Here is a 20,013-nt window from a genome sequence, read left to right as displayed (position 1 = left end):
GGCGCCTTTTCTGTTTTTGCCAGCATTGAGGTACCATGCGGTCATAGGAGGTGTCCGATGGAAAAAGTGAATGGCATAGGTGGCGTGTTCTTTCGCGCTCGTGATCCGCAGGCGCTGACACAATGGTACGAGACGCATCTGGGCGTTCATCACTATGATCCGGTTCCGTGGAAACAGCGCGAGGGCTATACGGTGTTTACCCCCTTCGCGCAGGACACGGGCTATTTTGGTCGAGACGAACAACAATGGATGATCAACTTCCGTGTTGATGATCTGGAGGCCATGACCAAACAATTGCAAGCGGCCGGGATCACCGTAGAAACCAACCCAGAGTGGGACAGCGAGGTCGGGAAGTTTGCCCGCATCCACGACCCTGAGGGCAATCCGATTGAGCTCTGGCAACCAAATCAATGAGATAGCGTGTCTTGTATACCGTTGTATCCATGTAAGTTACTGAAATAAAAAGAGAATTGATGTCTGTCGTGCATGCCGTATAGTCCGGGGAATTGAACGGAGCGACCAATGACACCGATCCAGGACCATCCGCTGCGCTATGCGCTGGCCAATGAATTGCATGCGCGCCCTTTTCCGGTAGCTCAGATGCCCTGCACGGTTGTGTTTTTAGCAATCAAAAAGCCCGAGCAAGCAGTGGGTCGGGACAGAAGTGAAGATATCGCCCATCTGACAGACCTCTTGGACCGCCACGGCGCACCGCATCCGCAACCCGGTGCGACGCATTACGCGGGGCAAATCGGACGCCACTGGCTCAAATGGGAACAGCATACGGAGTTTGTAACGTTCACCGCGATCACAAACAACGTCAGCGAGCGTGCGTTCAATCCTGCTGATTTTGAGGTTTTTCCACCGGACTGGCTGATGTCCAGCCCGGGACAACGGGTAACCTCGGTTCTGATGCGTGTAGTACCATGCCCCGATGACGATCAAATCAGCGCGTCGCTGACCGATTGGTTCGAGCCGGAAAGTCTGGCCGTTTCCCGAGTGTTGGATAATGCTGCCACTTGCGCCAGCGATTTTCGCATCGACCCGGCCGGGCACATGCGGTTTGCAATGTTCGTCTCGGAAGGGACCGGCGAACGACGAATTGGCCGCATCATCCAACGATTGTGTGAGGTCGAGACCTATAAGGCAATGTCCATGCTTGGGTTCGCGCGCGTCAAAAGTCTGACAGAACGCATCAGTGAATTGGATCAAAAACTGACCGAGCTGATGATTGAAATGACCGACGATGCCAACCGGCCCGATGATCAGTTGCCGCAACTGCTCGCAATCTCGACCGAGTTGGAAACACTGTCTGCCCGCAATGCATTTCGGTTTGGTGCAACCGGAGCTTACGAGGCCATCGTGAATCAGCGGATCGAAGTGTTGCGAGAGGAGCGCTTTCTTGGCAGGCAGAGCTTTGCCGACTTCATGATGCGCCGATATGACCCCGCCATTCGCACCGTGAAGTCCACGGAACGGCGCTTACAGACCTTGTCGGATAGGGCAATCCGTGCAGGTGATCTGCTGCGCACGCGGGTGGACGTCGAACGCAGCGCCCAGAACCAGGCATTGCTGGAAAGCATGGACCGCAGGGCCGATCTTGCGCTGCGTCTTCAACACACGGTCGAAGGGTTGTCTGTTGTGGCGATCAGCTATTACGCGGTTTCGCTGGCCAGCTATTTGCTTTATCCGTTGACGGCCGCCGGGATCAGCAAAGGCATGCTAACGGCGGCTGTCACGCTTCCGGTTGTGTTGTTGGTTTGGGGCGCAATCCGAAAAATACGCAGCCGTTTAGAGTAAGAGCGGCTTGCCACCGACTTCGGCCTTTGTAGAAGTGGTCGCGAGTGTCGGTGAAAGGGCAGAGGTTTCCAGTGATCAGTGTTGCATCTGCGTGGCGGGCCGTGGCCGCCATGTTTATTCTGAACGGTGCTTTGTTCGGCATTTGGGCGTCTCGTATTCCTGCCGTTCGCGACCACCTGCAACTAAGCCACGAAGACCTGGGCTATGGACTGTTGTTCATGGCGGCCGGGGCTGTCTGTTCCTTCCCAGTGACTGGGCGTCTGACAGACCGGTTTGGCGCTGTCGCCATCACCCGGATCATTGCGGTCCTATACACATTTTCTCTAGTCCTGTTGGGTCTTGCAGACAGTTTTGCGGCGCTGGCGGCTTTTCTGTTCGTTTTCGGTGCGTTTCATGGGTCGATGGATGTGTCCATGAACGCCTGGGGGGCAGAGGTCGAGCAAACCTACGATAAGCAGTTGATGTCCTCGTTCCACGCGATGTGGAGCTTGGGTGCCGGTCTGGGCGCGGTCAGCGGTTTCATAGCGGTGCAGTTTAATCTGACGACACTTCAGCATTTTTTGGTGGCTGGTTGCATGGTCGTTCTTCTGGCTTTGGCGATGTCGTGGGTGCCTTGGGTATCGCGCCGGTCAGCCTTGTCGCAAGGATCGGTTTTTGCCTTGCCTTCGGGCGCATTGATCCTTGTCGGGTTCACAGCACTGTGCGCTGCGCTGGGCGAGGGCGCTGTTGCCGATTGGAGTGCCTTGTTCATGCGCGACGTGACAGGATCTACCGAAAGTGTGGCGACCTTGGGCTATGCAGTGTTTTCGGTTGCGATGGTGGTTTGCAGGCTTGCCGGAGGCGTGGCCATCGCTCGGTTTGGACCCGTCGCGTCGGCGCGTTTTGGTGGTCTCTGTTCGGCCTTGGGGGTGTTCTTAGTTGTTTCTTCCGGCAATGTGCCCCTCGCTTTGGTCGGGTTTACCCTGATGGGGGTTGGCTATGCCGTGATCATGCCATTGGCGTTTAGCCGGGCGGCAAATGACCCGAATGTTCCGCCCGGTCAGGCGATCGCCAGTGTCGCAACACTTGGATATGGCGGGTTGTTGATTGGGCCACCGCTAATCGGGTTTCTGGCCGAGCTTTTGACGCTGCGGATGGCCTTCGCGGTTTTGCTACCGTTGGCCGTTATGATTGTAGTATGCGCCGGCGCGCTAAGGCGCGCCGGCTGAGTTTTTGTTTACCGTCCGCGAATACGCGGATCGAGCGCGTCGCGCAGGCCGTCGCCCAAATAGTTGACGCTCAGCACTGTCAGCGAGATTGCCAGGCCGGGCCAGAATACGCGCTCCGGGTATTGCTGCAGGTAGTCGACACCATCAAACAGTAGCCTTCCCCAGGTTGGGAAATCAGGCGGAAAGCCCAATCCAAGGAAAGACAGGGCGCTTTCCGTGATGATCGCCGTAGCAATCCCCAGCGTTGCCGATACCATGATCGGCGACAGCACGTTGGGCAGGATGTGCCGCGTGATGATCTGGCTGTTGCTGGTGCCGATGGACCGGGCGGCCAGCACGAACTCTCGTTCCTTGATGGCCAGCACATCACCCCGCACGATCCGCGCTGTCGGCATCCATGATGTGATCCCGATGGCGCAGACGATCAGGATGAAAATCCCACGCTCCAGCCCGAAGGCTGCGGACAAAGGCTCGCGGAACAACAGCATCATCACCAGCAGCAAAGGCAGCAGTGGTAAAGCCAGGAACAGGTCCGTCAGGCGCATCAGCGGACCGTCCAACCGTCTGAAGAATCCGGCAACAACGCCGATGAACGAGCCCAAGAACAGGGCCAGAAGCATTGCCGTGATGCCCACTGAAACCGATGTTTGACCACCTGACATCATGCGAGCCATGATATCGCGCCCCAACTGGTCAGTGCCAAAGGGATGAGCGAAGCTGGGCCCCTGATTCCGAGACCGGATGTCGATCTGCGTCGGATCAATCGTCCAAAGAAACGGGCCGAGATAGACGGCAGCCACGATAAAGATGAATAGAACCGCCCCCAGCATGGCGCCCTTGTGGGTTTTGAACTGATCCCACACATCGCGCCATTGGCTGCGGGGTGGGGTTGCCAGCTCTTCCAGCACGTCGGCCGTTGGCAGGGCTGTTGATGCCGGGGCAAGTCCTTCATCGGGGATCAGCGTGTCTGAATGATTGTGATCAGTCATAGCGAATCCTCGGGTCCAGAATGCCATACAGAACGTCTGCGATCAGATTGAAAAGAACGATCAGCACAGCAAAGATGAAGGTCAGGGTTTGCACCATCGGCAGGTCGTTGGCCTGAATGGCACCAATCAGCAGTTGGCCGATACCGTTCACCTTGAACACCTGTTCGGTGATGATTGCGCCGCCAAAGATGGCGGGAATTCCCAACGCGATCACGGTGACGACAGGGATCATCGAATTGCGCAGGACGTGAACCATAACCACGACATACTCGCTCAGGCCTTTGGCGCGGGCAGTGCGGACGTAGTCTTGATTAAGGTTGTCCAGCATCGAGGCGCGCATGAACCGGCTGAGTTGCGCTGTGATCTGTAGTGCCAGAACCATGACCGGCATGATCATCTGTTTCAGCTGCAATACAAAGCTGTCCCAACTGTTCACAACAAGTGTGGTGTCATAGATCGACGGAAACCAGCCCAGTTGCACCGAGAAGATCACGATCACCAGAACACCCGAAAAGAACGGCGGAACCGAGAAGCCGATCATCGACACAAATGTCCCCATCTGGTCGAACCAGGAGTACTGGCGATATGCAGAGTAGATGCCGATGGGCAGGGCAATCAGGATGGCAACCACATAGGCGGTGCCAACAACCCACAGGGTCTGCGGGATACGCTGAACAACGATGTCCATAACCGGCGAGCGGGTCTGCCAAGAAATCACGCGCAGATCACCTTCTGAGAAGGTTGTGCCGAACATTGCGTCGATCAGCACCTGTGGTTCGATCCAGAAGAATTGCACGATCCATTTCCAGAATCGGATATGCATCGGCTGGCCGAGGCCTAGTGCCTCGCGCATCTTCTCTTTGACTTCGGGCGGAACAGTGAGCGGAACCTGCGCCATCGGATCGCCAGGTGCGAGCTCGAGCAGCAGGAAAATGACGAGGCTGATGAACAAAAGCGTCGGAACGGCCAGTATCAGCCGTCTGATTGTGAAGTTAAGCATTAAGAGGCGCCTTTATATGCGTCTTCTTGTTGGTGGATTATGCGAAAGACCGCGCCCCGATAAAGATCGGGGCGCGGCTTTGCAAGGCTAACGCTTAGGAACCGGTCTTGCGGTACCAGTCAGCGATATTCCACAGTTCGCTGTCCCAAACGTTCAGGACAACGCCACCCAGCGTATTCGCGTGCGCCGACAGACGGCCACGGTGCACCAGCGGGATCATACCACCGTTCTGAACGATGATATCGTTCAACTGTGTGGCGATAGCAGCCCGCTGCTCCAGACCTGCGGTTTCGGCCAGTTGTGCGTGCAGCTTGTCGAACTCTTCGTTGCAGAAGCGGCTGATGTTCTCACCCTGCCACTGCGAGTCGGGGCGAGGTGCCTTGTCGCACAGACCATTGCCCAGATAGGACTGCGGGTCGGTGCCGTTGAAGGTGTTGGCATACATTTCAACGTCGGCATAGAACTTCTGGAAGGTATCAGGCGAACCCGGGTCACCCCCGAAAAAGACTGACGCGTTGATGTTACGCAGCTCGGATTCGATACCGATCTGACTCCACCATTCCTTGATCAGCGCCTGGAAGTCCTGACGGACGGCGTTGGTCGAGGTCTGGTAGACAACTTTCAGCGGAACACCGTCTTTTTCGCGCACGCCGTCGCCATCTGTATCGACAATACCTGCGTCATCCAGCATCTTCTTCGCGCCTTCGATATCCTGCGTGTCGCAGGTCATCGAGGTCGAGTTGAACGCGGCCGGCGCCGGAACCCAGTTGCAGGTCACTTTACCTGCCTGACCATAGCCGATTTCCACCAGTAGCGGACGGTCGATGGCCATTGACATGGCTTTGTAAACGGCCGGGTCCTGAAGGAACGGATGCGGATGGGCAGCTGTCGAACGCTCACCTTCCGGTAGGTCGGGCGATGGGTTTGTCTGGTTCAACATGATCCGCTCGACCAGTGGACCAAAGCCCGCGACGGGCGTACCCTTGCCACCTTCCTGCATCTGGGCGATCACTTCGGGCGCCAACTGCAGGTTCCAGGCATAGTCAAACTCGCCCGTTTCCATAACGGCGCGGCCTGCCGCGGTCGCGTCGCCGCCGCCTTTGAACGTCACAGAAGCAAATGCGGGTTTGGCCGGGTCGCGGTAATTGTCGTTGGCCTGGAATGTGATCACGTCATTCGGCTTGAACTCGGTGACGACAAACGGGCCCGTGCCGATTGGGTTGAAGTTCTGGTCCGTGCATTCCGGCGCTTTCGCGCCTGTGCAATCTGCAAATTGCGCAGCCTGAATGATCGGGCTTTCGCCGCCAACGAACGGGCCGTAGGGGAATGGGGTTGGTTTGTCGAATGTGACTTTGACGGTCAGGTCATCGACTGCTTCGACAGCGGTTACGCCTTCGAATTTGGTCACCTGCGCGCAGCCACCATCGGGGTCCATGCAGTAGTCGGCGGTGAATTTCACATCTGCGGATGTGAAGGGCGTTCCGTCGGACCAAGTGATTCCCGGTGCGATTTTCCAGGTGATCGAGGTCAGATCTTCGCTAACGCCGCCATTTTCAACGGTTGGAATTTCAGAGGCAAGGAAGGGCACCATATTGCCGTCTTGGTCATAGCGGGCCAAAGGTTCAATCACGAGCGAAGATGCTTCGACGTCCTTGGTGCCGCCTGACAGGAAAGGGTTCAGGATTGACGGAGCCTGCCAATAAATAATGCTGACATTGCCGTCCGATCCGCGCTCTGCCATGGCCATCGGGGCCATAGCCGTGCTTGCGATCGCGCCAAGCAAAAGGGTTTTGATTTTCATCATACACTCCATGTTGGACACTTGCGTGTCTCGATTTCTTCCGCAATGCCTGCGGATTTGGCGTTGCCGAAAGGGGAGTAAGATCCTGATTTCGAATCGCAAATTCAGGCAGCATTCTGATGATGCCGTATTCTCCCCAATACGGTTACGCCTGGTATCGAAACAGAACTTTGGAAAATTGCAAGAGTTGCTGTGGCGAAAAGGTGCAACCGGTTTGACTTTCCCCTTATTGCCGCCTTAGCGTCGGGCAATAGAACAAAAAAAGCTGCCAAGGGGAGCGTGTGCGTGCTGGACCAACCGATTGCACAGATAAAAAAACTTCGCGTCGAGTTTCAAACCAAGGACGGCCCAGTGGTTGGGGTCGAGGATGTCTCGTTCGAGGTGAATCCCGGCGAAACCGTTTGTATCGTTGGTGAATCCGGGTCTGGAAAGTCGGTCTCGTCGTTGTCACTGATGCGGTTGGTCGAGTTCGGAGGCGGCGAAATCGCGGGCGGAGAATTGTTGTTCGACCGGCGCGATGGCGAAGAGATGGACCTGTCCAGGGCCGATCAGGACCTGATGAAACAGATTCGCGGCAATGAAATTGGGATGATTTTTCAGGAGCCGATGACTGCCCTGAACCCGGTTTTCACAGTAGGTCGGCAACTGACCGAAGGCCTGCGCATCCACAAAGATATGACCAAACCCGAGGCTGAAGCGCGGGCGCTGGAACTTCTGCGCCAGGTACGCATCCCCGAGCCGGAACGACGCCTGAAGCAATATCCACATGAATTGTCCGGTGGGATGAGGCAACGGGTTGTTATCGCCATGGCAATGGCGTGCGAACCGCGCCTGCTGATTGCGGATGAACCGACCACGGCGCTGGATGTGACCATTCAGGCCGAAATTCTGGCTCTGATGGACCGGCTGAAACGGGAAACGGGCACCGCTGTTATGTTCATTACGCATGACATGGCAGTGGTTGCGCAGATGGCCGACCGTGTCGTGGTCATGTTCCGCGGCAACAAGGTTGAAGAAGGTTCAGTCAAAGAGATCTTCGAGAACCCGCAGCACGATTACACCAAGGCCTTGCTGGCGGCAGTGCCGAAGCTGGGTGAAATGCAGGGCAAAGCCGCGCCCGAACCGATGAAGCTGTTGGGCGTGGAAGGGCAGAATATCGCGCCGATCCCGGGCACCGAGGAGGTTCTGTTAACGGTTAAGAACCTGACAACTCGCTTTCCGGTCAAAGGCGGATTGTTACGCCGGACCATCTCGAACGTCCATGCGGTCGAGGATGTGTCGTTCAAATTGAACAAAGGGCAGACCCTAAGTCTTGTTGGCGAATCCGGATGCGGAAAATCCACGGCCGGTCGATCTATCCTGCGTTTGGTCGAGCCTTTGTCTGGCGAGGTCGATCTGGATGGCTTGGACATCATAAAGCTGGATCAGAGCGGTCTGCGCAAGGCGCGGCTGGACATGCAGATGATCTTTCAGGATCCCTTCGCCTCGCTGAACCCGCAGATGCAATTGCTGGACCAAGTGGCGGAACCGATGCGGAACTATGGCGTGGCGACCGGGTCAGAGTTGCAGGACCGCGTGGCACAATTGTTCGACAAAGTGCAACTGCCGCGCAGTTTCATGCGCCGGTTCCCACATGAAATGTCAGGCGGTCAGCGACAGCGAATCGCGATTGCCCGCGCGTTGGCCTTGAACCCAAAGCTGATCATCGCAGATGAGGCCGTTTCGGCTCTGGACGTCTCGGTACAGGCGCAGGTTCTGAACCTGATGATGGAGCTACAGTCCGAGTTGGGATTGTCCTATCTGTTCATCAGCCATGATATGGCCGTTGTGGAACGGGTCAGCCACCATGTCGGTGTCATGTATCTGGGCCGGATCGTGGAACTGGGACCACGTGCGCGCGTGTTCGAAAACCCGCAGCACGCCTATACACAGGCCCTGATGAAAGCAGTGCCAATCGCTGATCCGAACAAACGGAAGTCGGAAAAGGATTTAAATTTCAAACCGATCCCATCTCCGATCCACCCGATTGGGTACACACCAGAGCCGTCGGAGTACCGCGAGGTCGAACCGGGGCATTTCATTCTCACCACTGACAGCGGGTACTAGACCCCATGGCACTGCGCCTGACGCCGCTTGAGATCATGACCAAGCTGATCTCATTCCCGACGGTGAGCCGCGACAGCAACCTGCCTTTGGTGGATTGGGTCGAAGGGTATTTGCGGGACCACGGGATCACGTCATATCGCTGGCCGGACCCGGAGCAGCCGCACAAGGCGGCGCTGTATGCTCATGTCGGCCCCTGGGAAGAGGGCGCAATTGTTCTGTCCGGTCACACGGATGTGGTGCCGGTGGACGGGCAGCCATGGGATACCGATCCGTTCTTGGTGACAGAGAAGGACGGCAAGTATTTCGGGCGCGGCACCTGTGACATGAAGGGCTTTGATGCCCTGGCCATCTGGGCCTTGGTTGAGGCGCACTACGCCGATGTCAAACGCCCGCTACAGCTGGCGCTCAGCTTTGATGAAGAGGTCGGATGCACCGGTGCGCCGCCGATGATCAAGGCGATGCAGGGCGTGCTGCCAAAAGGCTCTGCTGTGATTGTGGGTGAGCCGTCGATGATGCAAGCTGTGACCGGCCATAAGGGGGGCTTTGGCTATGACACCCATATGGTCGGGTTTGAGGTTCACAGCTCGATCATGCACACAGGTGTCAACGCCATTATGGAAGCAGCCCCGTTGATCGACTGGGCCAACAGGCGAAACGCCGAAAACCGGCTGGCCAGGCCGAGTGACATAGCGGCGGTCTTTGATCCGCCATGGACCACCTGCCATGTGGGGATGATTCAGGGCGGAACGGCGCATAATATCACCGCCAAAGATTGCCGGTTCATGATGGACTTTCGGGTTGTGCCGGGTGAAGAGGCTCGCACTTGGCGAGATGCCTATCTACGGCAGGTCCGCGAGGCCGAGACACAGATGCAAAAGGTCCATCCGGAAGCCCGCATCGAGGTTTCCGAGAGTTTTGCAGTACCTGCCTTGGTGCCGGAAAAAGAAGGTGAGGCCGAGGCTTTGGTGCGCACCCTGACAGGTGACAATGCCAGTCATGTCGTCAGCTATGGCACAGAAGCCGGACAGTTTCAGGAGGCGGGTTATTCTGCCGTGATCTGCGGACCGGGCGATATCGCGCAGGCGCATCAGCCAAACGAGTTCATTTCGATCTCGCAGTTTGACTCGGGCCAGACCTTCATGAAACGCCTTGTATCAAGGTTGGCGGCATAATCTGTTTTATTTGTTTATCAAATAGCTACGTGGAGAACTTAAATTGCCGGTCAAAAACAGACTTGCTGAAATGCATGACGAGATCACCAAGTGGCGCCGTCATCTGCATGCTCATCCAGAGCTAATGTATGATGTCCACGAAACTGCGGCATTTGTTGCTGAGCGTCTGAAAGAATTTGGTGTAGACGAGATAACCCCGGGCATTGGGAAAACCGGTGTTGTGGCCGTGATCCGCGGACGTCAGGATACGCACGGCCGCGTGATCGGTTTGCGTGCGGACATGGATGCGCTACCGATCGAAGAAGCGACGGGGCTGGACTATGCTTCGACCGTGTCCGGCAAGATGCATGCTTGCGGCCATGACGGGCACACCTCGATGCTGCTGGGCGCGGCACAATATCTGGCAGAGACGCGGAATTTCGATGGTACGGCCGTGCTGATCTTTCAACCCGCCGAAGAAGGCGGCGCGGGCGGTCTGGCCATGTGCCAAGACGGAATGATGGACCGGTGGGGTATTCAGGAAGTCTACGGCATGCACAATATGCCGGGTCTGCCTGTCGGAGAGTTTGCGATCCGGCCCGGGGCACTGCTGGCCTCCTCTGACGAGTTTGAGATCGTTGTCACCGGCAAAGGGGGGCATGCCGCCGCGCCCCATGATGCGGTCGACACAACGCTGGTGGCTTCTCATATCGTCGTGGCTCTTCAATCCGTTGTGGCGCGTTCGGTCGATCCGATTAAGCGCGTTGTTCTGACGGTGGGCACGTTTGAAACCGACAGCTCGGCCTCGAATGTCATTGCGCACACGGTGCGCCTTTTGGGTACTGTCAGAACCCTTGACCCCGAATACCGCACCATCGCGGAAGAGAGGGTTCGCAGGATCGCAGAAGACACGGCCTCGGCCTTTGGGGCGACTGCAACGATGACGTGGACGCCCGGCTACCCGGTGACGGTAAATTCCGAGGCGGAAACGGGGTATGCGGCCGAGGCCGCCGCCGCCGTAGCAGGCAAGGTGACCGAGAACACCGATCCCATAATGCCGTCCGAAGATTTTGCCTATATGCTTGAAGAACGGCCCGGAGCCTACATCTTTGTAGGCAATGGGGACACCGCGATGTGCCACCACCCGGAATACAATTTCGACGACGACGCGATACCCGCCGGCTGCAGTTGGTATGCCGAGCTTGTGGAACGACGATTGCCCGTCGCATAAAAACAGGGAGCATGACATGCCGATCAAGAACCGCCTTGCAGAAATGCACGAAGAAATCACCGGCTGGCGGCGTGACATTCATCAGCACCCAGAAATCCTGTATGACACGCACCGCACCAGCGCTTTGGTTGCCGAAAAACTGAAAGAATTCGGCTGTGATGAGGTGGTGAACGGAATAGGTCGCACCGGCGTGGTAGGGGTGATCCGGGGCAAGTCGGATACCCGAGGACGTGCCATCGGATTGCGTGCCGATATGGACGCGCTGCCGATGCAAGAACAGACCGGGTTGGAATACGCCTCGCAGACTCCAAACGCCATGCATGCTTGCGGCCATGACGGCCATACAGCAATGGTCCTGGGGACGGCCAAGTATCTGGCTGAGACGCGGAATTTCGACGGCACGGCGGTTGTGATCTTCCAGCCCGCCGAAGAAGGCGGCAACGGGGCCGAGGCCATGTGCAAAGATGGTCTGATGGATCGGTTTGGCATTCAGGAAGTCTATGCCATGCACAACGTGCCCGGCGTTCCCACGGGTCAGTTTGCCATCCGCTCGGGGCCCTTGCTGGCGGCGGCGGATGAGTTTGAAATTCATCTGGAAGGGCGGGGTGGCCATGCGGCGAAACCCCATGACACCGTGGATACAACCGTGATGTTGTCTCAGTTGATTGTTGCGTTGCAAACCGTGGTGTCGCGCAATGCGGATCCGATCCAGCAGGGCGTTTTGTCGGTGACATCTGTCGAAACATCCTCAAAGGCCTTCAACGTGATCCCGCAATCGGCCAGCGTGAACGGAACGGTGCGAACCCATTCCAACGAGATGCGCGACCTGATCGAAAAGCGCCTGACAGAAATTGCGGAAGGGATTGCTGCCACCATGGGCGGGACCGCGACTGTCGCCTATAAGCGCGGCGTTCCAGTGACAATCAATGCTGAGGAACAGACAGGTTACGCCGAAGAGATCGCGATCTCGGTTGGTGGCAGCTGCGACGAAGCACCGATGGTGATGGGGGGCGAGGATTTTTCCTTTATGCTCGAAGAGCGCCCTGGCGCGTTCATTATTTTGGGTAATGGCGACACAGCAGGGCTGCATCACCCGGAATACAATTTCAACGACGAGATCATACCGATCGGATGCTCGTGGTTTGCCGAAATGGTCGAGCGCCGGATGCCGGTAGCTTGAAGTGAATTAGGAGAGAGACAGTATGCCCGTTAAAAACCGCTTTGCCGAGCTGCAGGATGAAATCACAACTTGGCGACGTGACATGCACGAAAACCCGGAAATCCTGTTCGACACTCACCGCACAAGTGCTCTGGTTGCCGAAAAGCTGAAAGAATTCGGTTGTGATGAGGTCGTCACGGGGATTGGTCGAACCGGTGTGGTCGGCGTGATCAAAGGCAAGGTTGATTCTTCTGGGAAAGTCATCGGGTTGCGCGCCGATATGGATGCTTTGCCAATCCATGAGGCCACGGGATTGGATTATGCTTCAAAAACGCCCGGAGCCATGCATGCATGTGGTCATGACGGGCATACCGCGATGTTGTTGGGGGCCGCCAAGTACCTTTCCGAAACCCGCAATTTCGATGGCACTGTTGTGGTGATCTTCCAACCTGCCGAAGAAGGCGGCGGCGGCGGCCGCGAGATGTGCGAAGACGGCATGATGAACCGCTGGAACATCCAGGAAGTTTATGGAATGCACAATTGGCCAGGCAAACCGGTCGGAAGCTTCTCGATCCGCCCCGGCGCTTTCTTTGCGGCGACGGATCAGTTCGACATCACATTCGAAGGGCGCGGAGGTCACGCAGCCAAACCGCATGATACTGTGGACACCACAATCATCGCGGCCAAAGCGGTTCTGGCGCTGCAAACGATTGCGTCGCGCAACGCTGATCCGATTGATCAGGTGGTCGTTTCGGTTACCTCTTTCGAAACTTCGTCGAAAGCGTTCAACGTCATCCCGCAGACCGTACAGATCAAAGGCACCGTGCGTACGATGAGCAAAGACATGCGCGATCTGGCCGAAAAGCGCATCAATGAGATCTGCAATGGTGTCGCAGCCACGTTTGGCGGCACGGCAGATGTCACTTACATCCGTGGCTATCCGGTCATGGTCAACAGTGACGAACAGACCGATTTTGCTGCCGATGTCGCACGCTCGATCTCGGGCAATTGCGAAGAAGCGCCGTTGGTGATGGGTGGCGAGGACTTTGCCTTCATGCTCGAAGAGCGCCCCGGCGCCTATATTCTGGTTGGCAATGGTGACACCGCGATGGTGCATCATCCTGAGTATAACTTTAATGATGAGGCCATTCCAGCCGGGTGCAGCTGGTGGGCGGAAATTGTCGAACAGCGGATGCCTGCTGTCTAGGGATGACTTGGGCAAGCGAGGGGCCAGCCCCTCGCGCTCCCCGGGATATTTTTAGCCAGATGAAGGAGCGAGTCGTGTGCGTCAGGTGAGATCAAGGCGCTTGCACAGCGTGTCCAAGACCGAGTCCAGAGCATTTTCCTGCGTCTTCACACAGGCGCTTGCGGCGGCTTGAGCTTCGCGCAGCGCGCTTTCAACTGTAAGCCATCGTTCAACTGTTTCGCTGAGGTCTTGTGCCGATTGAACTTTGATGGCACCGCCGCTTTTCACCAAAGGTGCAAAGGTTTCTGCGAAGTTGAAATATCCCGGACCTGTGATCACGGCGGCGCCGGCTTGCGCTGGCTCAAAAGGATTATGGCCGCCGATTTCCTTCAGCGATCCACCAAGAAACACGATTGGGCAAAGCGCGTACCAGGTGCCGGTTTCGCCTAGCGTGTCAGCCACATAGACTTGAATTGTCTCAGTTATCGGCTCGGCGGCCATGCGGAAAGAAGCTTTCAGCCCGGCCTCTTTCAGTATCGCGGCCACGTCGTCACGACGGTCCGGGTGGCGCGGGATCAATAAAAGCAGGAGGTTGGGCCAACGTTTCAAAAGACGCGTGTGTGCAGCCAGAACCGTCTCTTCCTCGCCATCATGGGTGGAGCTGGCAATCCAGACCGGCCGCCCAGAGATTTCTTTGCGAATGCCATCCAGAACATCTTGGTCCACGGGTAACGGATCGGACATGGCTTTAAGGTTGGTGCCGCGCTGGACATGATCGGGATTTGCCCCTAAGCCGATCAGGTTTCCGGCGGTCCTGTCGTTTTGGGTCAGAAACAGGCGGAAACTGTCCAGAATAAAGCGCGCGGTTTGGGGGCGTTGCGACCAACCTTTCACGGACTTCTCGGACAAACGTGCATTGAGCAAGGCCAATGGCACGCCGCGCCGGGCGCTTTCGACGATCAGGCGCGGCCAAATCTCGCTTTCGACAAAGATACCGGCGTTAGGTTGCCAATGATTCAGAAAACGTTTTACGGGGCCGCCGGTATCCAGCGGTGGGTATTGATGCCGTGCGCGCGTGGGCAGGCGCTTTTCGATCAAGGCTGCAGAGGTCGGCGTGCCCGAGGTGATAAGGAAATGCGCTTCAGGCAACCTGTCCCCCAAGCGCTTGATCAGGCTAAGCACCGACAGGCTTTCGCCGACACTGGCGGCGTGAAACCATATCAGCTGACCATCGGGGCGGGGCGCGGACGCATGACCCAAGCGTTCGCGTTGACGTGCGACGGACACGTCTGCCGCTTGTAGTTTCTTTTGAATTGTGCGCCATGCGAGTGGTTCAACAAGCGAGGTCAGGCCGCAATACAGCCGATACAGCAGCGTCGGACGTTCAGGCATCTCAGCCGCCTGTATGGCTCATGTGGCGGCTCATCTGACCATCGATCGTTTGGCGCGAATAGTCGAAATCATGGCCTTTCGGCTTGAGATTGATCGCAGCGCGAATTGCGTTTTCAAGTGGTTCTTCCGAATCGAGCTGATCACGCAATGGCGCGCGCAGGTCAGCCATGTCTTCCTGGCCCAGGCACATATACAGCTCGCCGGTGCAGGTCAGGCGCACCCGATTGCAGCTTTCGCAGAAATTGTGGGACAGCGGAGTGATAAAGCCGATTTTCTGACCGGTTTCTTCAAGGCGTACATACCGCGCAGGGCCACCGGAGCGTTCAGCCAGATCGCTGACCGTATAGTGGTTTTCGTACTCAGCCCGCACATCTTTGAGGGACCAGTATTGGTCCAGACGATCTTCGTTGCCGATATCGCCCATGGGCATGACCTCGATCCATGTCAGATCCATATCACGTTCGGCGCACCATTCGGTGATCTTTGGCAGCTCGGGTTCGTTGAACCCTTTTAGGGCCACGGCGTTGATTTTGACGCGCAATCCCGCTTTTTGTGCCGCGTCGATACCATTTAAGACCTGTTTCAGACGACCCCAGCGCGTTACGCGGCCAAACTTGTCTTCATCGAGCGTATCCAGCGAGACATTCACCCGTCGCACGCCTGCCGCATAGAGATCATCGGCAAAGCGATGCAATTGCGATCCGTTGGTGGTCAGCGTCAGTTCTCTCAATGCGCCGCTGTCCAGATGGCGTGTCATGGCGTTAAAAAACGTCATGATACTGCGGCGCACCAATGGCTCACCACCGGTAATGCGCAGCTTCTCGATGCCCATTTTGACAAAGGTTGAACACATCCGGTCGAGCTCTTCCAGCGTCAACAGTTCTTTCTTGGGCAGAAAGGTCATGTTTTCGGACATGCAATAGACGCAGCGAAAATCGCAGCGGTCCGTGACGGAGACGCGGAGATATGTGATGGCGCGTGCGAACGGGTCAATAAGCGGAACTGTCATTCGGTATAGGTAAAGCTGGAACCTGTCCGCGACAAGGGTGAACTGTGCTTTGCGCTGGTACAGATGCGCACAGGGCTGTAGGTTTCAGACATGAGATACGTGCTTTTGATATCATGTGTTGTGCTTGGTGGATGCGACGCAATTCGGTCCACGACAGACCGCGTTTTCGGAAAAGATGAGGCACCTGCCGAAACAACGCCCGCGGCGGTTGAGGCTGACACTGAAACGCCAGACCCTGCGCCGGTTTCGGCGTCTGCGGGCTGGGTCGGCGCCAGGACGACTATTGCTGGTCTGGGCGATCCGTCCACCCCCGGTCGCTGGATGCAGACGCCACTTGTTGATGCGGAAGTTACTGCGCGCGTTGTTGTCCCAAAAACCGGTGCACAGGCTTATATCACTCTGGTTCCCGCACCGGGACCAGCCGGCAGCGGAAGCCGATTGTCGGTGGATGCAATGCGGGCGCTATTGGTGCCATTTGACGAATTGGTTGAAGTTCAGGTCTTCGTCGATTGATCCTTCAGGTACTTGCCCGCTTCGCGGCGGGCAAAGGGCTTCATGGCGTCACCCTGGTTTTCTAGAAATGCAATCACACGGTCCGGGTCGTGTTTGGACAATTCGCGCAACCACCAAGCAATCGCTTTCTGAATGAACCAATCACGATCCTGCACATAGCTTGCAGCCCAGCCGAGCACCCGATCTCGATGTAGGAGGTCATCAGGTTTTGGATGGTTCTGTTTGGTCCAGGGCAGGGTGGCCACCAGCGCCGCCCGGCGCGTCCACATATGATCTGACGTCGTCCAAAGCTCGACCTGATCCAAGCGCTCCGGGTCGGCCGACAGACGTTTCTGCATCGCCATGCAGGCGTGGTCTGCGACCGCCCATGCGTCGAAGTCCGGTAACCAGCTTTGCAACAGGCTCCAAACCTCGGCATCGGGGCGGATGCGCGCTTGGGTCAGCAGTTTTGCTGCAGCAAGACGCGCCTCGTGGATGTTGGTTTTCCAAAGCGCACCCGCGAGTTCCACACGTGCTGGCACGTCCAATTCTTGCCGCCACATCTTGGTCAAGTCGTTCAGAACCGGGTTTGCGACGCCCAAATGGGGTCGATCTGCCTTGTGATACGCCGCCATCTGTTTTGCGCGTTCAGGGTCGGCGTGGGCTTTGATCTGGTTCAGATACGCGTCCATCATGGTTGGTTAGCCCAGAATTCCAGTGGGTTTGCCGTCGATTGTATGTTGGTTTTTCTCAACCCAATAGGCGCGAATATCGTCGTCCGATTTGCCATCAACCCATTTTTGCATCGTGTCCCGTTCGGACTGATACTCCATGAAAGGGACGGCATAACCACAAGAGGTTTGGACCAGATCGACAGTCAGGTCGTAGATCTGCCGCGCGCTGCGATGATCGGGAAACTGCTGGGCCATTTCAGCCCAATCTTCGTCCCCGGTCTGGACCATGCGGGCGGTGCCATAGGTGCGCAAGATCAGTGGGCGGGTGGTGAACGAGCACCACATCAGTGTCATGCGATTTACGTCCAGCAGATGCCCGGCAGTTTCATTTCCGCTGCCGGTCAGGTTCATCCAGACAATCCGATTGGGCCCCAGAACCCGCAATGAATCCATACCCTTGGGTGAGATGTTTACACGCCCCTCGGTGCCCGCAGAGCCAACAAAGAACATGTGCTGGTCTTCAATGAATTTTTGGTGCGCGACATCGATTTGTGGGAATTGCTTGGCCATTGGGCTCTCCACCGTGACTGTCAATTTCGGAGCGGCTGCGCCTCAGATCTTGCGACCCCTGTCCTTTTGGTACTGTGCCAGAAGCGCGTCCAGATGCTTTGGATACGTCTTGTAGCCTGTAAAGACAAACGGATCATCATCATTGGGGCCCAGAGTGGCCTGTTCGCGATCCCAGCATTGTGCCCAGTCTTCCAAATGTTCTTTCAGGTCCTGAAGGCCCGCACCCAACGTGTCGTCTGGTCCAAAACCTTCGGCCGCGATTAAGTCGAGGATGGCTTGATTGTTTTCTCTCAGCTTTCTGGCATGAAGGAACGTTCGCCCATTGCTCAGGTACAGCTCGTATTCCTGTTTCGAGCTGCGCATCAGACGCAAAAGGGTCCGGATGTCAGTGTCGTTCAAGTTGCTGGTCCCAAAGTGATCATTCCACAGTGACAGATTTCGCGAGGTTGCGCGGCTGATCGACATCTGTGCCCTTGGCGACGGCTGTGTGATAGGCCAGCAGTTGTGCCGGAACCGAATACAGGATCGGCGCCAGGTTAGGGTGGATATGAGGCATGCGGATCGTGCTCCAGACGCCATCCTCAGCCTCGGCGATGCCGTCATCATCAGATACAAGGATGACCTTGCCTTTACGTGCCATCACTTCTTGCATGTTGGACACGGTCTTGTCGAAAACAGCGTCGCGCGGTGCCATGACAACCACTGGCATATGCTTGTCTATCAGGGCGATGGGGCCGTGTTTCAGCTCGCCCGATGCATATCCTTCGGCGTGGATATAGCTGATTTCCTTGAGCTTCAGCGCACCTTCCATCGCAAGCGGATACATCAGGCCACGGCCCAAAAACAGAACGTCGCGTGCTTCGGACAAGCGCTGGGCGGATTTGCGGATGGCCCGGTTCTGGTCCAATGCCGTATTGAGCACCGAAGGCAATCCGCGCAGGGCGGCCGCGTGATCGGCGATTTCCTCATCGGTCAACGTGCCCCGGTCCGCCGCAGCCTTCAGTGCCAGCATCAGCAGAACGCTCAGTTGGCACGTGAAGGCCTTGGTCGAGGCAACGCCAATCTCGACACCCGCGTGAATTGGCAAAGCCACATCGCTTTCCCGCGCAATCGAGCTTTCAGGGACGTTCACAACCGAGACGATCTTGTCAGCTCTGCCATCGCAATAGCGTAGTGCCGCCAGCGTGTCGGCAGTCTCACCCGATTGGCTGACGAACAGGGCTAAGGTGCGGTCAGTGATCGGTGGTTCGCGATACCGAAACTCGCTGGCGATATCGACCTCGACTGGCATTTTGGCCAGCTGCTCGAACCAGTATTTCGCCGTGAGGCAGGCATAAAACGCTGTGCCACAGGCGACCATGGTCAGGCGGTCTAGCTTGGTGAAATCGAGATCTGTATCGGGGAGAATCACCTTATCGCCGCCGGTGGGCATATAGGATCTGATCGCCTCCGCCACTACAACGGGTTGTTCGGCGATTTCCTTGGCCATGAAATGCTTGTGCTCGCCCTTGTCGGCCCGCGCATGATCCAGTTTGATTTTGCGCATTTCGCGGTTGGCCAACTCACCAACCTCGTTGCGGATTTCCAGCGAAGTGCGGGTCAGAACGGCGCGGTCGCCTTCTTCCAGATAGGTGATCTTGTTTGTCAGAGGGGCCAGAGCAATGGCATCGGATCCCACATACATTTCACCATCTCCGTGACCGATGGCCAAGGGTGAGCCTTTGCGCGCGGCCACGATCAAATCGCCCTGACCGTCGAACAAAAAGGCCAGCGCGAAAGCACCCTGCAGCCGGTCGATGGTTTTGAACGCAGCCTCAACGGGCGACATACCGGATTTGAGGAAATGTTCCGCCATCAGGGCGACGGTTTCAGTATCGGTTTCGGTTTCGAAGCCGATGCCATGCTCTGCAAGTTCTGAACGCAGTTCCCGGTAGTTCTCGACGATCCCGTTGTGCACGACAGCCACCGGACCAGCCTTGTGCGGGTGGGCATTGTTGACCGAAGGTGCCCCGTGTGTGGCCCAGCGGGTATGGCCGATCCCGGATTTGCCGGGCAGGGGATCATGTACCAGCAAGTCGCTCAAGTTGACCAGTTTTCCAACAGCGCGCCTGCGCCCCAACGCACCGTCGTTGACGGTCGCAATCCCCGCGCTGTCATAGCCGCGATATTCGAGCCGTTTGAGCGCCTCGACCAGTATGGGTGCAGCTTCATGCTGTCCCAGAACGCCTACAATGCCACACATAGG

The 20,013-nt window shown here is 57.0% G+C and carries 18 protein-coding genes; 9 read left to right on the top strand and 9 right to left on the bottom strand.

Annotated features, from left to right (window positions below; translation table 11 throughout):
- Positions 1–57 precede the first annotated feature (57 nt).
- The 3 genes from Q1B21_RS02640 to Q1B21_RS02630 all read left to right on the top strand — a co-directional run bounded on the left by Q1B21_RS02640 (position 58) and on the right by Q1B21_RS02630 (position 3,008).
- Positions 58–414: a VOC family protein gene (locus Q1B21_RS02640; protein WP_120635939.1), complete on the top strand. Its 357-nt coding sequence runs from the start codon at positions 58–60 to the stop codon at positions 412–414.
- Between the two features lie 108 nt (positions 415–522).
- A complete protein-coding gene (locus Q1B21_RS02635; protein ID WP_299079901.1) occupies positions 523–1,800 on the top strand; it encodes a DUF3422 family protein in 1,278 nt (425 codons plus the stop codon).
- A gap of 71 nt (positions 1,801–1,871) precedes the next feature.
- Positions 1,872–3,008 carry an MFS transporter gene (locus Q1B21_RS02630; RefSeq protein WP_299885539.1) on the top strand — a complete coding sequence of 379 codons (1,137 nt, stop codon included), beginning with the start codon at positions 1,872–1,874 and terminating at the stop codon, positions 3,006–3,008.
- Positions 3,009–3,016: 8 nt separating this feature from the next.
- Here Q1B21_RS02630 and Q1B21_RS02625 read toward each other — a convergent pair whose 3' ends face one another.
- The 3 genes from Q1B21_RS02625 to Q1B21_RS02615 all read right to left on the bottom strand — a co-directional run bounded on the left by Q1B21_RS02625 (position 3,017) and on the right by Q1B21_RS02615 (position 6,798).
- Complete coding sequence (locus Q1B21_RS02625; protein ID WP_298933107.1) at positions 3,017–3,997, bottom strand: ABC transporter permease; 981 nt, start codon at positions 3,995–3,997, stop codon at positions 3,017–3,019.
- A complete protein-coding gene (locus Q1B21_RS02620) occupies positions 3,990–4,997 on the bottom strand; it encodes an ABC transporter permease (RefSeq protein ID WP_298933106.1) in 1,008 nt (335 codons plus the stop codon). The genes Q1B21_RS02625 and Q1B21_RS02620 overlap by 8 nt, the downstream gene beginning before the upstream one ends.
- 94 nt (positions 4,998–5,091) lie before the next feature.
- Positions 5,092–6,798: a peptide ABC transporter substrate-binding protein gene (locus Q1B21_RS02615; RefSeq protein WP_299885535.1), complete on the bottom strand. Its 1,707-nt coding sequence runs from the start codon at positions 6,796–6,798 to the stop codon at positions 5,092–5,094.
- Between the two features lie 285 nt (positions 6,799–7,083).
- Here Q1B21_RS02615 and Q1B21_RS02610 point away from each other — a divergent pair, with 285 nt between their 5' ends.
- Genes Q1B21_RS02610 through Q1B21_RS02590 form a run of 5 tightly spaced genes read left to right on the top strand, consistent with a single transcriptional unit; the run spans position 7,084 to position 13,652 of the window.
- Positions 7,084–8,904, top strand: a complete 1,821-nt coding sequence (locus Q1B21_RS02610; protein WP_299885533.1) for an ABC transporter ATP-binding protein — start codon at positions 7,084–7,086, stop codon at positions 8,902–8,904.
- Between the two features lie 5 nt (positions 8,905–8,909).
- Positions 8,910–10,076 carry an acetylornithine deacetylase gene (gene argE / locus Q1B21_RS02605; RefSeq protein ID WP_299885531.1) on the top strand — a complete coding sequence of 389 codons (1,167 nt, stop codon included), beginning with the start codon at positions 8,910–8,912 and terminating at the stop codon, positions 10,074–10,076.
- 43 nt (positions 10,077–10,119) lie between these two features.
- Complete coding sequence (locus Q1B21_RS02600; protein ID WP_299885529.1) at positions 10,120–11,286, top strand: M20 aminoacylase family protein; 1,167 nt, start codon at positions 10,120–10,122, stop codon at positions 11,284–11,286.
- 16 nt (positions 11,287–11,302) lie between these two features.
- Positions 11,303–12,466 (top strand): M20 aminoacylase family protein, encoded by a 1,164-nt coding sequence (locus Q1B21_RS02595; protein ID WP_299885527.1) that lies wholly within the window; start codon positions 11,303–11,305, stop codon positions 12,464–12,466.
- A gap of 22 nt (positions 12,467–12,488) precedes the next feature.
- A complete protein-coding gene (locus tag Q1B21_RS02590; protein ID WP_299885525.1) occupies positions 12,489–13,652 on the top strand; it encodes a M20 aminoacylase family protein in 1,164 nt (387 codons plus the stop codon).
- An 81-nt stretch (positions 13,653–13,733) separates the two neighbouring features.
- On the opposite strand, the gene Q1B21_RS02585 is transcribed toward Q1B21_RS02590, so the two are convergent.
- Together Q1B21_RS02585 and moaA are read right to left on the bottom strand one after the other, a co-directional pair.
- Entirely contained in the window at positions 13,734–15,023 is a 1,290-nt protein-coding gene (locus Q1B21_RS02585) for a 3-deoxy-D-manno-octulosonic acid transferase (protein ID WP_299885523.1), read from the bottom strand.
- A gap of 1 nt (position 15,024) precedes the next feature.
- On the bottom strand, positions 15,025–16,032 hold the full coding sequence (moaA, locus tag Q1B21_RS02580) for a GTP 3',8-cyclase MoaA (protein WP_299885521.1): 1,008 nt from the start codon (positions 16,030–16,032) through the stop codon (positions 15,025–15,027).
- A 90-nt stretch (positions 16,033–16,122) separates the two neighbouring features.
- Between moaA and Q1B21_RS02575 the strand changes: the two genes are divergently transcribed.
- Positions 16,123–16,545: a hypothetical protein gene (locus Q1B21_RS02575; RefSeq protein ID WP_299885518.1), complete on the top strand. Its 423-nt coding sequence runs from the start codon at positions 16,123–16,125 to the stop codon at positions 16,543–16,545.
- On the opposite strand, the gene Q1B21_RS02570 is transcribed toward Q1B21_RS02575, so the two are convergent.
- Genes Q1B21_RS02570 through glmS form a run of 4 tightly spaced genes read right to left on the bottom strand, consistent with a single transcriptional unit; the run spans position 16,527 to position 20,010 of the window.
- The gene (locus tag Q1B21_RS02570) at positions 16,527–17,219 is read right to left on the bottom strand and encodes a DNA alkylation repair protein (protein WP_299079930.1); all 693 of its coding nucleotides are present in this window, start codon (positions 17,217–17,219) and stop codon (positions 16,527–16,529) included. The genes Q1B21_RS02575 and Q1B21_RS02570 overlap by 19 nt on opposite strands.
- Positions 17,220–17,225: 6 nt before the next feature.
- Positions 17,226–17,768, bottom strand: coding sequence for a pyridoxamine 5'-phosphate oxidase family protein (locus Q1B21_RS02565; RefSeq protein ID WP_299885515.1), 543 nt, complete (start codon positions 17,766–17,768; stop codon positions 17,226–17,228).
- 42 nt (positions 17,769–17,810) lie between these two features.
- On the bottom strand, positions 17,811–18,167 hold the full coding sequence (locus Q1B21_RS02560; RefSeq protein WP_299885512.1) for a hypothetical protein: 357 nt from the start codon (positions 18,165–18,167) through the stop codon (positions 17,811–17,813).
- A 19-nt stretch (positions 18,168–18,186) separates the two neighbouring features.
- Entirely contained in the window at positions 18,187–20,010 is a 1,824-nt protein-coding gene (gene glmS / locus Q1B21_RS02555) for a glutamine--fructose-6-phosphate transaminase (isomerizing) (RefSeq protein ID WP_298933081.1), read from the bottom strand.
- Positions 20,011–20,013: the final 3 nt, after the last annotated feature.

It is taken from the genome of uncultured Ruegeria sp. (assembly GCF_947504215.1).
Taxonomy (GTDB): Bacteria; Pseudomonadota; Alphaproteobacteria; order Rhodobacterales; family Rhodobacteraceae; genus Ruegeria.
The sequence above is the reverse complement of the archived record's forward strand: the minus strand, read 5'-3'. Positions and strand labels throughout refer to the sequence as shown.

Coding starts and splice junctions, on each gene's coding strand:
- glmS (WP_298933081.1), bottom strand. CDS start 20,010: ATGTGTGGCATTGTAGGCGTTCTGGGACAGCATGAAGCTGCACCCATA.
- Q1B21_RS02595 (WP_299885527.1), top strand. CDS start 11,303: ATGCCGATCAAGAACCGCCTTGCAGAAATGCACGAAGAAATCACCGGC.
- Q1B21_RS02570 (WP_299079930.1), bottom strand. CDS start 17,219: ATGATGGACGCGTATCTGAACCAGATCAAAGCCCACGCCGACCCTGAA.
- Q1B21_RS02585 (WP_299885523.1), bottom strand. CDS start 15,023: ATGCCTGAACGTCCGACGCTGCTGTATCGGCTGTATTGCGGCCTGACC.
- Q1B21_RS02620 (WP_298933106.1), bottom strand. CDS start 4,997: ATGCTTAACTTCACAATCAGACGGCTGATACTGGCCGTTCCGACGCTT.
- Q1B21_RS02625 (WP_298933107.1), bottom strand. CDS start 3,997: ATGACTGATCACAATCATTCAGACACGCTGATCCCCGATGAAGGACTT.
- Q1B21_RS02575 (WP_299885518.1), top strand. CDS start 16,123: ATGAGATACGTGCTTTTGATATCATGTGTTGTGCTTGGTGGATGCGAC.
- Q1B21_RS02640 (WP_120635939.1), top strand. CDS start 58: ATGGAAAAAGTGAATGGCATAGGTGGCGTGTTCTTTCGCGCTCGTGAT.
- Q1B21_RS02615 (WP_299885535.1), bottom strand. CDS start 6,798: ATGAAAATCAAAACCCTTTTGCTTGGCGCGATCGCAAGCACGGCTATG.
- Q1B21_RS02565 (WP_299885515.1), bottom strand. CDS start 17,768: ATGGCCAAGCAATTCCCACAAATCGATGTCGCGCACCAAAAATTCATT.
- Q1B21_RS02590 (WP_299885525.1), top strand. CDS start 12,489: ATGCCCGTTAAAAACCGCTTTGCCGAGCTGCAGGATGAAATCACAACT.
- argE (WP_299885531.1), top strand. CDS start 8,910: ATGGCACTGCGCCTGACGCCGCTTGAGATCATGACCAAGCTGATCTCA.
- Q1B21_RS02635 (WP_299079901.1), top strand. CDS start 523: ATGACACCGATCCAGGACCATCCGCTGCGCTATGCGCTGGCCAATGAA.
- moaA (WP_299885521.1), bottom strand. CDS start 16,032: ATGACAGTTCCGCTTATTGACCCGTTCGCACGCGCCATCACATATCTC.